This window comes from Bradyrhizobium ferriligni, assembly GCF_056837965.1.
The window spans coordinates 44985-59136 of the sequence record NZ_JBXEJO010000060.1 but is presented as its reverse complement, the minus strand read 5'-3'; the positions used below and the strand labels follow the sequence as shown (position 1 = coordinate 59136).

Sequence of the window (14152 nt, the reverse complement as noted above, 5' to 3'; positions counted from 1 at the left end):
GCCGAAAGCGCGTTCGTGACGCCCTTTATATGGCGGCCCTCAACGCAGTTCGCAGAGCTGATCCGTTCAAGGCCTTCTATGCACGACTGCGACAGGCCGGAAAACCAGCCAAACTCGCCCTCATCGCCGTCGCCAGGAAGCTGCTCACGGTCCTCAATGCCATGATGCGAGACCGAAAGCCGTACCTGCAGACCAAACCAACATAACAGTTGCCGGCCTGCGCCGGGACGACGGCTTGTAGACGCAGGCCGCGCCACACAATCGGTGTCGCCCTGACGAATGGAGAGGCGCCTGCAAGTCAGCCCAGCAAAAAGCCCCGGACATGCCGGGGCTCTTAACTTCATCGCTCGCGATGACCGCGGATCAGTAGCGGTAGTGATCCGACTTGTACGGTCCTTCCTGCTTGACGCCGATATAGTCGGCCTGGTCCTTGCGCAGCTCGGTCAGCTTGACGCCGATCTTGGCGAGGTGCAGGCGGGCGACCTTCTCGTCCAGCGTCTTCGGCAGCACGTAGACCTTCTTGGCGTACTTGCTGTCCTTGTTGTTGGCGAACAGCTCGATCTGCGCCAGCGTCTGGTTGGTGAAGGAGGCCGACATCACGAAGGACGGATGGCCCATCGCATTGCCGAGGTTCACCAGGCGGCCTTCCGACAGCATGATGATGCGGTGCTTGTCGGGGAATTCGATCTCGTCGACCTGCGGCTTGATGTTGGTCCACTTCAGATTGCGCAACGAGGCGATCTGAATCTCGTTGTCGAAATGACCGATGTTGCAGACGATGGCGCGATCCTTCATCGCGCGCATGTGCTCGATGGTGATGATGTCCTTGTTGCCGGTGGCGGTGACGAAGATGTCGGCGCGCGGCGCCGCGTCTTCCATGGTCACGACCTCATAGCCTTCCATCGCCGCCTGCAGCGCGCAGATCGGATCGACCTCGGAGACCATGACGCGGCAGCCGGCCTGGCGCAGCGAGGCGGCCGAGCCCTTGCCGACGTCGCCGAAGCCGGCGACCATCGCGACCTTGCCCGACAGCATCACGTCGGTGCCGCGGCGGATGCCGTCGACCAGCGACTCGCGGCAGCCATAGAGGTTGTCGAACTTCGACTTGGTGACGCTGTCGTTGACGTTGATCGCCGGGAACAGGAGCGTGCCCTTGTTGGCCATCTCGTAGAGGCGATGCACGCCCGTGGTGGTCTCTTCCGAGACGCCCTTGATGTTCTTGGCGATCTCGGCGAACCAGCCCTTCGGCTTCTCCTTCAGGAGGCGCTTGACCAGCGCGTAGAAGATCTCCTCTTCCTCGGAGCCCGGCTTGTCGAGGAAGGCGGTGTCGCCCTGCTCGGCGCGGTAGCCGGCATGCACCAGCATGGTGGCGTCGCCGCCGTCATCAAGGATCATGTTCGGCGTGCCGCCGCCGTGCCAGTCGAACAGCTTTGCGGTGTAGTCCCAGTACTCGGTCAGCGTCTCGCCCTTGACGGCGAACACCGGAATGCCGGCGGCGGCGATCGCGGCCGCGGCGTGATCCTGGGTCGAATAGATGTTGCAGGAGACCCAGCGGATGTCGGCGCCGAGCGCGGCCAGCGTCTCGATCAGCACCGCGGTCTGGATCGTCATGTGCAGCGAGCCCGCGATGCGCGCGCCCTTCAGCGGCTGCTTGGGGCCATACTCCTCGCGGGTAGCCATCAGGCCGGGCATCTCGGTCTCGGCCAGCGAGATCTCCTTGCGGCCGAAATCGGCGAGCGCAATGTCCTTGACGATGTAGTCGGTGAAGCCGGGCTTCGTGGGGGCGTTCATTTGAGCGTCCTGTTGTTGAACGGGTCGTTCCGGGTCGCCTCGAAGAGGCGAACCCGGGATCTCGAGGTGATGATTAGGGATTCCGGGTTCGCTCGCTCTCGCGAGCGCCCCGGAATGACGCAAGTATCAGAGCGCGCGCTTCAGCTGCTCGACGAGATCGGTCTTCTCCCAGGAGAAGCCGCCCTCATTGTCGGGCGTGCGGCCGAAATGACCGTAGGCCGAGGTGCGCGCGTAGATCGGGCGGTTGAGGTCGAGATGGCTGCGGATGCCGCGCGGCGTCAGATCCATCGCCTTGGCCGCCGCCTTCTCGAGCTGATCCTCCGAGACCTTACCGGTGCCGTGGGTGTCGATGTAGATCGACAGCGGACGCGCCACGCCGATCGCATAGGCGAGCTGCAGCGTGCAGCGGTCGGCGAGACCGGCCGCGACGATGTTCTTGGCGACATAGCGCGCGGCATAGGCGGCCGAGCGGTCGACCTTGGTCGGATCCTTGCCGGAGAACGCACCGCCGCCATGCGGAGCCGCGCCGCCATAGGTGTCGACGATGATCTTGCGGCCGGTCAGGCCGGAGTCACCGTCGGGACCGCCGATGAAGAACTTGCCGGTCGGATTGATGTGCCAGATCGTCTTGTCGCTGATCCACTCCTTCGGCAGCGCCTCGCGGACATAGGGCTCGACGATGTCGCGGATCTGCTTGGACGAGAGGTCCTCGACCAGATGCTGATGCGAGACCACGATCTCGCGGACGCCGACCGGCTTGCCGTTCTCGTACTGCACCGTGACCTGGCTCTTGGAGTCCGGACCCAGCACCTTCTCACGGCCGGAGTGGCGCGCTTCGGAGATCAGCCGCAGGATCTTGTGGGCGTAGAAGATCGGCGCCGGCATCAGGTCCGGCGTCTCGTTGGTGGCGTAACCGAACATGATGCCCTGGTCGCCGGCACCCTCTTCCCTGACCTCGCCCGGCTGCAGCGCGTCGACGCCCTGCGCGATGTCGGCCGACTGCGGATGCAGCAGGATCTCGATGTCGCAGTTCTTCCAGTGGAAGCCGTCCTGCTCGTAGCCGATATCCTTGATTGCAGAGCGAACCACGCTCTCGATGTGGTCATTGGTGACCGAGCTCGGGCCGCGCGTTTCGCCGGCGATCACCACCTTGTTGGTGGTCGCGAGCGTCTCGCACGCCGCGCGGATCTGCCACGGGTCGATGCCCGCTTTCGGTCCCTCGCGATAGAACAGATCGACGATCTCATCCGAGATACGATCACAGACCTTGTCCGGATGGCCTTCCGAGACCGACTCGCTGGTGAACAGGTAAGACGCGCGCATCAAGCAAACCCCTTGTTAAGTCGAAGTCCGACGTTGGTTGGTGAATATGTCCCCGGCATGTCAGTCTCGTCGCCGCGAGATGACGTAGGATTCGTCGTAGAACCACAGCCCGTTGTGTTTGCGGAGAACTTCGCGTGTGGCCTCGAGAGCTCGTCCGTTTTCGGTCGTTTCGGTCAACCGCTCATCTTCGATCTGCGCGACATACACCGCCGCATTCCACGCAGCAAAGGCCGTCGAGGTTCCGATCGAGCCGGTCACCTCATTGGGCAGCGCTTCCATATCATATCGGAAGATCGAACGGTTATCGGCGTAGGCGTTGAAGTTCAGCTCGCGTCCGGCGGATCCCAGTTCGTATTTCACCGCGCGCAGTATCTCATGGCGACTGACGGCGAAAGGATTTTCTCCGGGCCAGACGGCTTGAATCATTTCAAGTCCGGGATCGCCGCCGTGGGAGTGGATTCCTATCAGCCGCCCGCCGCCGCGCAGCGCGCGGGCCAGCGGCGCGATGATCCGCTTGGCGCGGAAGTTCACCGAGGATTTGGCACGGTAGGGTTGCGAGGCGATCACAAGATCGAAATTGGCTTCGGTGCGGCCGGCCCGCGGAATGATGGAATCGAGCAGGAACCGGTGATCGTCCCGGTACAGGACCAGCGCCACCGGCCGCTCATAGATCGGCATCGCATTGCCGGGGCTGAGATTGGCGCGCCAGTTCTGCTCCAGGAATGGACCGAGTTCGGCGATCTGCGCCTCGAATTCGCCCGAGGAAGCGCCCCGCAGGGCTACCTCGTGCCAGATCATGCTGGCGGCCGCCGCGGAGTTCTTGGGCGTCAGCCAGGGCGCCTCGGCGTAATACATGTTGGTGAACACGAAGACGCTGGCCGGATGCTCGAACAGGCGGTCGGGGACCTTATCGAGGGTGAGGCGGACGTCCTCGAGGCTCAGTTCCTTGCCGGCGACATAGAACGGCATATGTGGGAAGCGGCCATGCATGGCGCGCAGGACCCGCGCCAGCACCGTGCCGTCGCCCATTCCGGCATCGAACACCCGCAGCGCCGGCGGCCGCGGGTGGATGGCCGCCAGTTCCAGCGCGACCCGGTCGGCGATGACCCGCTTCTCGCTACAGGTGTGGACGAACAGCAAATAACGCTGGCGGTTCTCGAAGAACCGGAAATTGCCCCGCGGATCGCGCTTTTCCGGCGGCACCACGAGGCCGCGCGGCGGCGCCACGCCGCCCGGCGTCGAGGTCGCGATGAAGGCGTTGATGCGGTCGAGCGTATCGATGGTGATGCGCTTGCCCTCGCGCAGCCGGTACACCAGCTTGCCGTCGTTGACGGCACGGCGGCCGAACGTCGTCTCCGCCATGTCGGAGCGGCGGCAGAAATCCGTGATCTGGCTGAGGATTTCGTCGTTCTTCATGGCGCCTGGGGTGGGCAGCGGCGAGTGGGACGGAAGTGGGCAGAATTGATGACTGACAGCGTCTTATCACCATTTTCCCACCAGTTGAACCCCCCTCTGCTGCCCGATCACCAAACAGTCAGGACCGCCCCCTGGACCGTCTCTTGGACCACCCTGCCGTCGTCGATCGCCATGACGGCTTTACCCCCGGATGACCGATGCGCCGCCTGCTCCTGATCCCCGCCCTCCTGGCCGCTCTGCTCTGGTCGGCGCCCTGTTTCGCCCAGGCGCGCTCCCAGCTCGGCCCGCTCTGCACGACCGAGACCACGCCGGCCGACCAGATGATCGACGCCTGCACCAAGATCATCGCGCTGAAGGTGTTTTCCGGCGAGAGGCTCGCGACCATCTATTTCTGGCGCGCGGTCGGTTGGAACAAGAAGGGCAACTACGCCCAGGTGATATCCGACGCCACCGAGGCGCTGCGCCTCAAGCCCAGCACCGCTGTCTACAATCTCCGGGGCTCGGCCTATTTCGACAAGGGCGAGTACGACATCGCGATCGCCGACTTCAACGATGCGCTGCGCATGGGGCCGCCGAGCGGCATCATCTTCCACAACCGCGGCAACGTCTATCGCAGCAAGGGCGACTATGCCAAGGCGATCGCCGACTATGACGCCGCGATCAAGGCCGGTCCGAAGTCAGCCTTCTCCTATCAGAACCGCGGCGCCTCGAAGCGGGCGCTCGGCGATCTCGACGGCGCGCTCGCCGACATCAATGAGGCGGTCAGGATCGACCCGTCGCTGCCGCAGCCGCTGATCAGCCGCGCCGTGATCTGGCGCGCCAAGGGCGAGATCGAGCGCGCGATTGCGGACACGTCGGAGGCAATCCGGCTCGCCAAGGCCAAAGCGCCCGTCAACATCATGACGCCGCCCGGCAGCGTGCTGATCTCGGCCTATACCCAGCGCGGCCTCAGCTATGAAGCGAAGGGTGATGCTGCGCTTGCCAAGGAAGATTACGCCTCGGTGCTCGAAGGCGTGGCGTCCGATGCCGGCAGCAAGGCCAACCAGGCCACCGCGAAAGTTCGGCTCGCGCTGCTCAAGGAGGCCGACGCGGCACCGCGCAAGACCGCGGCGGCGCCGGCCGCCGAGAGCAGCCCGGCCGCGCCACCGGCCGCTTCTGTCACGGCACCGGCCCCGCCCGCCGCGCCGGTCCGGGCGGCAGCAACCGGCCGGCGCGTCGCGCTGGTGATCGGCAACGGCGCCTATGCGCATGTCAAGGCGCTGCCCAATCCGCCCAACGATGCGCGCGCCATCGCCAGGAGCCTGCGCGATATCGGCTTCACCGTCTCCGAGGGGCTCGATCTCGATCGCGGCACGATGCAGAAGACGATCAACGATTTCCTGCGCGAGGCGGCGCGGTCGCAGATCGCCGTGGTCTACTATGCCGGTCACGGCGTGCAGGTCGACGGCCGCAACTACCTCGTGCCGGTCGACATCGAGTTCAAGCCGGGCAGCCGCGCCACCGACGCGATGCTCGACATGGACACCATCATGGCCGGGCTCGACGACCAGATCCGCACCAACATCCTGATCCTCGATGCCTGCCGTAACAATCCGATGGCGCCGCAGCAGGCCTCCGCGGGTCCAAGCCGCGGCATCGAAGCGGGCTCCGGCCTTGCCGCGCCCGCCTCGCTCGGATCGGGCTCGACGCTCGGCGCCGGCACGCTGATCGCGCTTGCGACCGCGCCGGGCCAGGTCGCGCTCGACGGCGAAGGCGCCAACAGCCCGTTCTCGGCGGCGCTGTCGCGCCATGTCGGCACGCCCGGCCTCGAGGTGCAGCAGATGCTGACGCGGGTCCGCGCCGAGGTCGTCGCCGCGACCAAGGGCAAGCAGGTGCCGTGGTCGAACTCGTCGCTGCTCGGCGAGGTCTATCTGGCGGAGCAGTGATGGTGCGCTTGAGCACCGTCATCCCGGGGCGCGCGCAGCGCGAACCTCAGGGGCGCAATTGCGCCCCGGGGGATCTCGATATTCCGGGTTCGATGCTTCGCATCGCCACGGAACGACATCAGCGCGTCACTTCCCCCACACCTCGTTCGCGACCTCGACCGCGAGCCGCAGCTTGGCCCACTGCTCTTCCTCGGAGAGAATGTTGCCTTCCTCGGTCGAGGCAAAGCCGCATTGCGGCGACACCGCGAGCTGCTCGATCGGGGCAAATTTCGATGCCTCCTCCAGCCGCCGCTTGATGTCGTCCTTCTTCTCGAGCTCGCCGAACTTCGAGGTGATGACGCCGACCACCACGACCTTGTTGCCCTTGGGCAGGAAGCGCAGCGGCTCGAAGCCGCCGGCGCGGTCGGAATCATATTCGAGGAAGTAGCCGTCGTAATTGGTGCCGGCGAGCAGGGTCTCGGCGACCGGCTCGTAGCCGCCGGAGGAGATCCAGGTCGAACGGAAATTGCCGCGGCAGACATGGGTCGTGATCACCATGTCGGACGGACGGTCGGCGATCGCGTAGTTGATGACGCGAGCGTAGATCTCCTGCAAACCGTCCGGATTGTCGCCGCGGTCGCGCGACTTCTGCAATTCCTCCTGCGAGCACAGGTAGGCCCACACCGTGTCGTCGAATTGCAAATAGCGGCAACCGGCGTCGTAGAACGCCTTCACCGCCTTGCGGTAGGTCTTGCCGAGGTCCTGATAGAATTCCTCGAGGTCCGGATAGACCTCCTTCGAGATCAGCTTGCGGCCGCCGCGGAAATGCAGCACTGCCGGCGAGGGGATCGTCATCTTCGGCGTGACATGCGCCTGGTTGGCGCACTTCTTCAGGAACCGAAAGTGATCGAGCATCGGGTGATGATCGGAGAAATCCAGCTTGCCGATCACCCTGATGGCATCGTGCCGGGTCTGCACGCCCGCGAACTGGATGCCCATATCGGGATGGAACAGCTCACAGCCGGTCAGATAGCTGAGGAAATCGAAATGCCACCAGGAGCGGCGGAACTCGCCGTCGGTCGCAAGCTTCAGGCCGACCGAGGCCTGCTTGTGCACGACCTTCTCGATTTCCATGTCCTCGACCTTGCGCAGTTCGTCGACCGAGATCTCGCCCTTCTCCAATCTGGCGCGCGCCTCCTTGATCTTCGGCGGCCGCAACAGGCTGCCGACCTCGTCGGCGCGGAACGGAGGCTTGGTTCGCTGCATGGTCAACTCCCGGACGTTTCCAATGTGCCTTCTAGTGTGCCTTCTAATGTGCCTTGGCCCCGGAGACGCCGAGGTGGCGCTCGAGGACGGAGGGATCGGCCTTCAGCGCGCTGCTTGCGGCATCGTGCACGATCGTGCCGCGTTCCAATATCACAACGCGGTCGGCGAGCCCCAGAATCTTTTGCGCGTTCTGCTCGACGATGATCGAGCAGATGCCGCCTGAGCGCGTGATGGTTCCGATCGCTTTTAACAATTCCTCAACGATGATCGGCGCGAGGCCTTCGGTCGGCTCGTCGAGCAGCAGCACTTTCGGATTCAGCGTCAGCGCGCGGCCGATCGCCAGCATCTGCTGCTCGCCGCCGGACAGCTGGTTGCCGAAATTGCGGCGCCGTTCCTGCAGCCGCGGAAACATCTCGTATACCCGCTCGACCGTCCACGGCCCGGGCTGCGCCACCGCGGTCATGTTCTCTTCCACCGTCAGCGAGCGGAAAATGTTGCGCTCCTGCGGCACCCAGCCGATCCCGGCGCGGGCGCGCTGGTCGGGCCGCATCGCCGTGATGTCGTGCCCTGCGAGCGCTAGGCTGCCGGCGAAGCGCCTGACGATGCCGACAATCGAATTGATCAGCGTGGTCTTGCCGGTGCCGTTGCGGCCGAGCAGCGCGAGCACCTGACCCTCCGCAAGCGCCAGCGACATATCGGGCAGCACCACCGCCTCGCCGTATCCGGCACGCAGACCCTGGATGGAAAGAAGGTCAGGCATCGGCCGCCTCGCCGAGATAGACCGCCCTCACCTGCGGATCGCGCGCGACCTCGTCGGGTGCGCCTTCGGTGAGCAGGCCGCCACTGACCAGCACCGAGATGCGGTCGGCGAAGGAGAACACCAGGTCCATGTCGTGCTCGATCAGGAGCACGGTGACGTCGCGCGACAATGCTGCGACCGCCGCGAGGATGTCGTGACGCTCGCTCTCGGGCACGCCGGCCGCGGGCTCGTCGAGCAGCAGCACCCGCGGCTTCGCGGCGATCGCGACCGCGATCTCGAGCAGGCGCTGCTTGCCATAGGGCAAGGTCGAGGTGAACTCCGTCATCACGTCGAGCAGATGGAAGCGCGACAGGATCTCGGCGATCTCGGCATTGACGTCGCTCCGGGTCCCCATCCGTCGCCACCAGTCGCCGCCGCGGCCCATCCGTTCGGAGACCGCAAGCCCGATGGTTTCGAGCGGGGTCAGGTCGGGATAGAGCTGATTGATCTGGAAGGTGCGCGACAAGCCGCGCAGCACCCGCTTGTGCACGGACAGGCCGGTGATGTCGCTGCCCTCGAGCAGGATGCGCCCGCTATTCGGCGTCAGCACGCCGGTCAGCTGATTGATCACGGTGGTCTTGCCCGCGCCGTTCGGCCCGATCAGCGCGTGGCGGGCGCCCTGCATCACCTTCAGCGAGAGATCGCGGGTGACGCGAAGGGCGCCGAAGGATTTTTCGAGGCCTCGTGTTTCCAGCGCGATCGTCATGACGCGTCGCTCTCCGGCATCGCAACGGCAGCCTTGCGGCCGGCGAACTGGCGGATGATCAGGTTCGGCACGAACAGCACCCAGCGATGGATCCGCGCGCGGCCGACCATCACGATCACGACCAGCACGAGGCCGATCCAGAACAGCCAGTATTGCGGGGTGATGCTCTGAAACAGCTCCTGCAGCATCTTGAACACGACGGCGCCGACCAGGCCGCCATAGAGATAGCCGGTGCCGCCGATCACCAGCACCAGCATCAGGTCGGCCGAGCGCTCGAAGGAAAACACGTCGAGCGAGGCGAGTGCCGTGGTCTGGGTGAACAACGCGCCGGCGATCCCGGCATAGAAGGCGGCGAGCGTATAGACCGCGATCAGGCGGCGGTTGACCGGCACGCCGATCGCGGCCGCGCGCAGCGGATTGTTCCTGATCGCGCGCAACGACAGGCCGAACGGCGAATGCACCACGCGTCGCGCGAGCAGGAACAGGATGAACAGCACGATCAGCGAGTAGAAGAACCCGGTCTTGCCGAACATGTCGAAGGTGAACAGACCGAGGATCGGCTGCATCTCGATGCCCTGCAGCCCGTCGGTGCCGCCGGTGATGTTGGAGAAGCGCTCGGCGAGCGCTTCCAGCAGCAGCGCGATGCCGAGCGTCACCATCAGCCGTGTCAGGTCGACGCCGCGGATGACGAGAAAACTGGTCAGGAAGCCGAGCAACGCCGCAACCAGACCGGCGGCGACCAGCGCGAGCACGGGCTCGTTGATGATGCCGTGCAGCGCCAGCAAGCCGGCCGAATAGGCGCCGACGCCGAAGAACGCCGCGTGGCCGAGCGACACGATGCCGGCGTAGCCGAGGATCAGGTCGAGCGACAGCGCGAACAAACCGAGCCGTACGATGTCGGTCATGATCAAATAGCGCGACGGGAACAGGAAGGCGCAGGCGAGCGCCAGCGCCCAGAACGCGACCTCGTTGATCCGCCAGCGCGCGCTGGCCATCGCGTGAGTGGAAACGTCTGATAGCGCGGTCATGCCCGCCTCACCGCGCCGCGGTGCGGCCGAACAGGCCGTTCGGACGCCAGAGCAGGATCACGATCATCACCGTGTAGATCACGAACGGTCCGAGCTTCGGCACGTAATACTTGCCCGCGACGTCGGCGATGCCTAGCAGCAGCGACGCCAGGAACGGTCCGGTGATCGACGAGGAGCCGCCGACGGTGACGACGATCAGGAAGTAGATCATGAATTTCAGCGGGAAATACGGATCGAGCCCGAGGATCTCCGCGCTCAGCGCGCCGCCGAGGCCGGCGAGGCCGCAGCCGAACGCAAAGGTGAAGGCGAACACCTGCGGCACGTTGATGCCGAGCCCGATCGCGGCGCGCGGATCGTCGACTGCGGCGCGCAGCCGGCTGCCGAACCGGGTCTTGGCGAGGATCAGTTGCAGCGCCAGCGTGAGCAGGCCGCAGATCACGACGATCATCAGCCGGTAACGACCGATGCCGACGCCGAACAGGTCGATCTGGCCTTCCAGCGCCACCGGCAGCTTGATGAAGACCCGCGACGATCCCATGATGTAGTCGACCGCCGCGACCGACATGAACACCAGACCGATCGAGAACAGCACCTGATCGAGATGGCTGCGGCTGTAGAGATGGCGGTACAGCGTGCGCTCCAGCGCAATGCCGATCACGGCGCTGCCGACAAAGGCGAGCGGCAGGCCTGCGAAGAACGGCCAGCCGGAATTATTTACCAGCACGGCGCAGATATAGCCGCCGGCCATCGCGAAGGCGCCATGCGCGAGGTTGACGAAATTCATCAGCCCGAGCGTCACCGCAAGCCCGCAGGCGAGCACGAACAGCAGCATGCCGTAGGCGACGCCGTCGAAGAAATTGGTGAGGATAGAGGCCATGGAGTCAGCTTAGCCGTGAGGACGCAACAAGAACAACAGCTCGAAGGTCAAGGTCATCGTCATGGCCGGGCCTGTCCCGGCCATCCACGTCTTTCTGCTCGCCGGGAAGAAAGACGTGGATGCCCAGCACACCTGCAAGAAGACGCGCTTCGCGCTTTTGGCCGGGCATGACGTGGTGAGGGCCGGAGCGCACGCCGCCGATGACGATGCTATCTCTTGGTCTTGCCGGAATCCTTGACGGCTTCGAAGGTCGCGAACTCGACATTGTAGAGCTCACCGTCGACCTTCTCGACCTTGCGGATATAGATGTTCTGCACGATGTCGCGGGTTTCCGGATCGATCGAGATCGGGCCGCGCGGGCTCTCCCACTTCATGCCCTTCATCGCCTCGATCAGCTTGTCGCCGTCGGTCGCACCATTGGTCTTCTTCAGCGCGTCGTAGATCAGATGGATGCCGTCATAGCCGCTGACCGCCATGAAGCCGGGGCGGTTGCCGAACGCCTTCTTGTAGGCGGCGACGAACTCCTTGTTCATCGCGGACGGATGGGCGGCCGAATAGAGATGCGCCGTCACCGCGCCAAGCGCGGCATCGCCCATATTGTTGAGGAGATCGTCGTCCATGACGTCGCCGGGTCCGATCACCCTGATGCCGCTCTTGTCGAGCCCGCGCTCGGCATATTGCTTCATGAAGTTGCCGCCCTGCCCGGCCGGCACGAATACGAACATCGCGTCGGGCTTGGAATCCTTCATGCGCTGCAGGAACGGCGCGAAGTCCGGATTGGCGAGCGGGACCTTGACCTCTTCCACGATCTCGCCACCGCCGGCGGTGAAGTGCTGCTTGAAGAACGTCAGCGCATCGTTGCCCGGCGCATAATCGGAGGTCAGCGTCGCGACCTTCTTGATGCCGTTCTTCACCGCCCAGTCGCCGATGATGGTGGAGGACTGCGCCAGCGTGAAGCTGGTACGCACGATATAGGGCGAACGCTCGGTGATGATCGAGGTGCCGGCCGCCATCACGACTTCCGGGATCTTGGCTTGCGTCGCCAGCGGCGCAGCGGCAAGCGCCGCGGGCGTCACGCCGAAGCCGGCGATGAAATTGACCTTGTCGTTGACGATCAGTTCCTGCGCGAGCCGCTTGGTGTTGTCGGGCACCGCGGCATCGTCCTTCAGGATGATCTCGATCTTCTTGCCGGCGACGGTGTCGCCCTTCTGCTGCATGTAGAGCTTGATGGCGTTATCGATCTGCTTGCCGGTCGACGCCTGACCGCCGGTCATCGGCAGGATCAGGCCGATCTTGACGGCGTCGTCCGCCCACGCCGGCACGCTGGCACACAACCCGGGAAGCACGGCCGAAGCGGCGCCCCACAGCAACATTTTGCGACGATTGAACATCGACGTCCCTCCCCCTTCCGTTCTTCTGCATCGAGCCTTGGTCCCGGCTCTTGCCTTGTTTTAACTCAAGCATGCACGGCCAAGCCGCAACGCGACAAGGCGTCTCCCCGTGCCCCCTGTCAATCGGACGATGGACGTGTGCCGCGCGCGACGCGATCGGGCTTGGCTGCAGAGACAAGTATCAGGATACCAATATCGCTCCCCAAGACTCAATGCCTCCGCGAGAAGCGGTCTTGCGCATTCAGCGCCGCCGCCGGCTCGATTCATTTGTACGATCGTACAAACGCAGCGACAATGTCAACAAACAAGCACAATTGCAGCCGAACGGTCGCGCCCGAGATCATCATCCATAAAGACCAGGGCCGTATCCTGCCTCCCATGCCAATCGTCTCGCGTCCCATCGCTGTCCTGACTGCCCTCGCGCTCGCGGCCGGCGCGCTCGGGGGATGCAGCTCCATGAACCAGAAGCTCTCGGCCGGCATGGCCGACACCATTCCAGCCTGGGCCGGCGGCCTGCCGTCGGATGCACCGCCGCGGCCGGGCACCCCGGAATACGACAAGTTCATGCAGGATCGGGAACGCAAGCGGCTGATGCCTGCGGCCCAGCGCGGCGACGAGGCGAAGCCGGCAACGGCACCGCAGGACGCGGCCCGCTGAGCGCACGGTCGGCCGGCAGAGCCCGCATCGCCTTGTGCGGGCGAGCGAAGTGCGGATCAGTCCACGAACACCACGGTCTTGCGTCCGTTGAGGATGACGCGATCGGCGAGATGGTAGCGGATCGCGCGCGCCAGCACCCGGCGCTCGATGTCGCGCCCCTTGCGCACGAGATCCTCAGGCGTGTCGCGATGGCTGATACGCTCGACGTCCTGGTCGATGATCGGCCCCTCGTCGAGATCGCTGGTGACGTAATGCGCCGTGGCGCCGATCAGCTTGACGCCGCGCTCATGCGCCTGATGGTAGGGCCTGGCGCCCTTGAAGCCCGGCAGGAAGGAATGATGGATGTTGATGCAGCGGCCCGACAGCCGTGCCGACATCTCGTCCGACAGGATCTGCATGTAGCGGGCCAGCACCACGAGATCGGTCTTGGTGTCCTGGGCCAGTTTCCATACCGCGTCTTCCTGCTGCCGCTTGGTCTCTTTCGTCACCGGCAGATGATGGAACGGGATATCGCCGAAATCGAGCGAGCCGTAGGTCTCGCGCGGATGGTTGGAGACAACAGCGGTCGGGATCATTTCGAGCTCGCCGGTGCGCCAGCGGTAGAGGATGTCGACCAGGCAGTGATCGGACTTCGACACCAATAGCATCACCCGGCGGCGGCTGGCGCGATCGCGCATCTGCCATTCCATGCCGAACCGTTCGGCGATCGCGGCAAAGCCGGTCTGCAGCGCCGCGAGCTCGACCGCTAGGTCGGCCGCGGTGAACACCACGCGCATGAAGAACTTGCCGGTTTCGACGTCATCGAACTGCTGGGCGTCCAGGATGTTCTGGCCGTTATGGGCAAGAAACGTCGAGACCGCCGAGACGATCCCCGGACGATCCGGACAGGACAGGGTCAAAACGAATTGATGGTCGGGCATGCCAATTGACCAAAGCTTGAGCAGATTGGTGGAACGGTCATTTTCGGCCCTCGTCTACACCGCAGGCGGCCTTG

12 protein-coding genes and 1 pseudogene are annotated in these 14152 nt (G+C 64.7%); 3 read left to right on the top strand and 10 right to left on the bottom strand.

Going from position 1 to position 14152, the window contains the following annotated elements; translation table 11 throughout:
- A pseudogene (locus AC1VNY_RS30405) lies at positions 1–206 on the top strand (IS110 family transposase); the annotation flags it as partial.
- Between the two features lie 157 nt (positions 207–363).
- Here the strand turns inward: AC1VNY_RS30405 and ahcY are convergent.
- The 3 genes from ahcY to AC1VNY_RS30390 all read right to left on the bottom strand — a co-directional run bounded on the left by ahcY (position 364) and on the right by AC1VNY_RS30390 (position 4530).
- Positions 364–1791, bottom strand: a complete 1428-nt coding sequence (gene ahcY, locus AC1VNY_RS30400) for an adenosylhomocysteinase (protein WP_018272646.1) — start codon at positions 1789–1791, stop codon at positions 364–366.
- Positions 1792–1917: 126 nt separating this feature from the next.
- Positions 1918–3114, bottom strand: coding sequence for a methionine adenosyltransferase (gene metK, locus AC1VNY_RS30395; protein WP_018272647.1), 1197 nt, complete (start codon positions 3112–3114; stop codon positions 1918–1920).
- A 60-nt stretch (positions 3115–3174) separates the two neighbouring features.
- Positions 3175–4530 carry a hypothetical protein gene (locus AC1VNY_RS30390; protein ID WP_016843649.1) on the bottom strand — a complete coding sequence of 452 codons (1356 nt, stop codon included), beginning with the start codon at positions 4528–4530 and terminating at the stop codon, positions 3175–3177.
- Positions 4531–4727: 197 nt separating this feature from the next.
- On the opposite strand from AC1VNY_RS30390, the gene AC1VNY_RS30385 reads away from it, so the two are divergent.
- On the top strand, positions 4728–6455 hold the full coding sequence (locus tag AC1VNY_RS30385) for a caspase family protein (protein ID WP_482407921.1): 1728 nt from the start codon (positions 4728–4730) through the stop codon (positions 6453–6455).
- 126 nt (positions 6456–6581) lie between these two features.
- Here the strand turns inward: AC1VNY_RS30385 and AC1VNY_RS30380 are convergent, their stop codons facing one another.
- The 6 genes from AC1VNY_RS30380 to AC1VNY_RS30355 form a co-directional block, all read right to left on the bottom strand.
- Positions 6582–7700: a cobalamin-independent methionine synthase II family protein gene (locus AC1VNY_RS30380; protein ID WP_018272649.1), complete on the bottom strand. Its 1119-nt coding sequence runs from the start codon at positions 7698–7700 to the stop codon at positions 6582–6584.
- A 43-nt stretch (positions 7701–7743) separates the two neighbouring features.
- On the bottom strand, positions 7744–8460 hold the full coding sequence (locus AC1VNY_RS30375) for an ABC transporter ATP-binding protein (RefSeq protein ID WP_018272650.1): 717 nt from the start codon (positions 8458–8460) through the stop codon (positions 7744–7746).
- Entirely contained in the window at positions 8453–9205 is a 753-nt protein-coding gene (locus tag AC1VNY_RS30370) for an ABC transporter ATP-binding protein (protein ID WP_482407920.1), read from the bottom strand. Before AC1VNY_RS30370 ends, AC1VNY_RS30375 begins: the two co-directional genes overlap by 8 nt.
- A complete protein-coding gene (locus AC1VNY_RS30365; RefSeq protein WP_026193035.1) occupies positions 9202–10233 on the bottom strand; it encodes a branched-chain amino acid ABC transporter permease in 1032 nt (343 codons plus the stop codon). Before AC1VNY_RS30365 ends, AC1VNY_RS30370 begins: the two co-directional genes overlap by 4 nt.
- A gap of 7 nt (positions 10234–10240) precedes the next feature.
- Positions 10241–11110 carry a branched-chain amino acid ABC transporter permease gene (locus AC1VNY_RS30360; protein WP_018272653.1) on the bottom strand — a complete coding sequence of 290 codons (870 nt, stop codon included), beginning with the start codon at positions 11108–11110 and terminating at the stop codon, positions 10241–10243.
- A 209-nt stretch (positions 11111–11319) separates the two neighbouring features.
- Complete coding sequence (locus AC1VNY_RS30355) at positions 11320–12501, bottom strand: ABC transporter substrate-binding protein (protein ID WP_018272654.1); 1182 nt, start codon at positions 12499–12501, stop codon at positions 11320–11322.
- Between the two features lie 378 nt (positions 12502–12879).
- Here AC1VNY_RS30355 and AC1VNY_RS30350 point away from each other — a divergent pair, with 378 nt between their 5' ends.
- Positions 12880–13158 (top strand): hypothetical protein, encoded by a 279-nt coding sequence (locus AC1VNY_RS30350; RefSeq protein ID WP_026193036.1) that lies wholly within the window; start codon positions 12880–12882, stop codon positions 13156–13158.
- Positions 13159–13214: 56 nt separating this feature from the next.
- On the opposite strand, the gene purU is transcribed toward AC1VNY_RS30350, so the two are convergent.
- Positions 13215–14078: a formyltetrahydrofolate deformylase gene (gene purU, locus AC1VNY_RS30345; RefSeq protein ID WP_018272656.1), complete on the bottom strand. Its 864-nt coding sequence runs from the start codon at positions 14076–14078 to the stop codon at positions 13215–13217.
- Positions 14079–14152 lie beyond the last annotated feature (74 nt).

Excerpts from the sequence above, each read along its gene's own strand:
- AC1VNY_RS30375 (WP_018272650.1), bottom strand. The coding sequence starts at position 8,460 with ATGCCTGACCTTCTTTCCATCCAGGGTCTGCGTGCCGGATACGGCGAG.
- AC1VNY_RS30380 (WP_018272649.1), bottom strand. The coding sequence starts at position 7,700 with ATGCAGCGAACCAAGCCTCCGTTCCGCGCCGACGAGGTCGGCAGCCTG.
- AC1VNY_RS30365 (WP_026193035.1), bottom strand. The coding sequence starts at position 10,233 with ATGACCGCGCTATCAGACGTTTCCACTCACGCGATGGCCAGCGCGCGC.
- AC1VNY_RS30360 (WP_018272653.1), bottom strand. The coding sequence starts at position 11,110 with ATGGCCTCTATCCTCACCAATTTCTTCGACGGCGTCGCCTACGGCATG.
- purU (WP_018272656.1), bottom strand. The coding sequence starts at position 14,078 with ATGCCCGACCATCAATTCGTTTTGACCCTGTCCTGTCCGGATCGTCCG.
- AC1VNY_RS30350 (WP_026193036.1), top strand. The coding sequence starts at position 12,880 with ATGCCAATCGTCTCGCGTCCCATCGCTGTCCTGACTGCCCTCGCGCTC.
- AC1VNY_RS30355 (WP_018272654.1), bottom strand. The coding sequence starts at position 12,501 with ATGTTCAATCGTCGCAAAATGTTGCTGTGGGGCGCCGCTTCGGCCGTG.
- AC1VNY_RS30390 (WP_016843649.1), bottom strand. The coding sequence starts at position 4,530 with ATGAAGAACGACGAAATCCTCAGCCAGATCACGGATTTCTGCCGCCGC.
- ahcY (WP_018272646.1), bottom strand. The coding sequence starts at position 1,791 with ATGAACGCCCCCACGAAGCCCGGCTTCACCGACTACATCGTCAAGGAC.
- AC1VNY_RS30370 (WP_482407920.1), bottom strand. The coding sequence starts at position 9,205 with ATGACGATCGCGCTGGAAACACGAGGCCTCGAAAAATCCTTCGGCGCC.
- AC1VNY_RS30385 (WP_482407921.1), top strand. The coding sequence starts at position 4,728 with ATGCGCCGCCTGCTCCTGATCCCCGCCCTCCTGGCCGCTCTGCTCTGG.
- metK (WP_018272647.1), bottom strand. The coding sequence starts at position 3,114 with ATGCGCGCGTCTTACCTGTTCACCAGCGAGTCGGTCTCGGAAGGCCAT.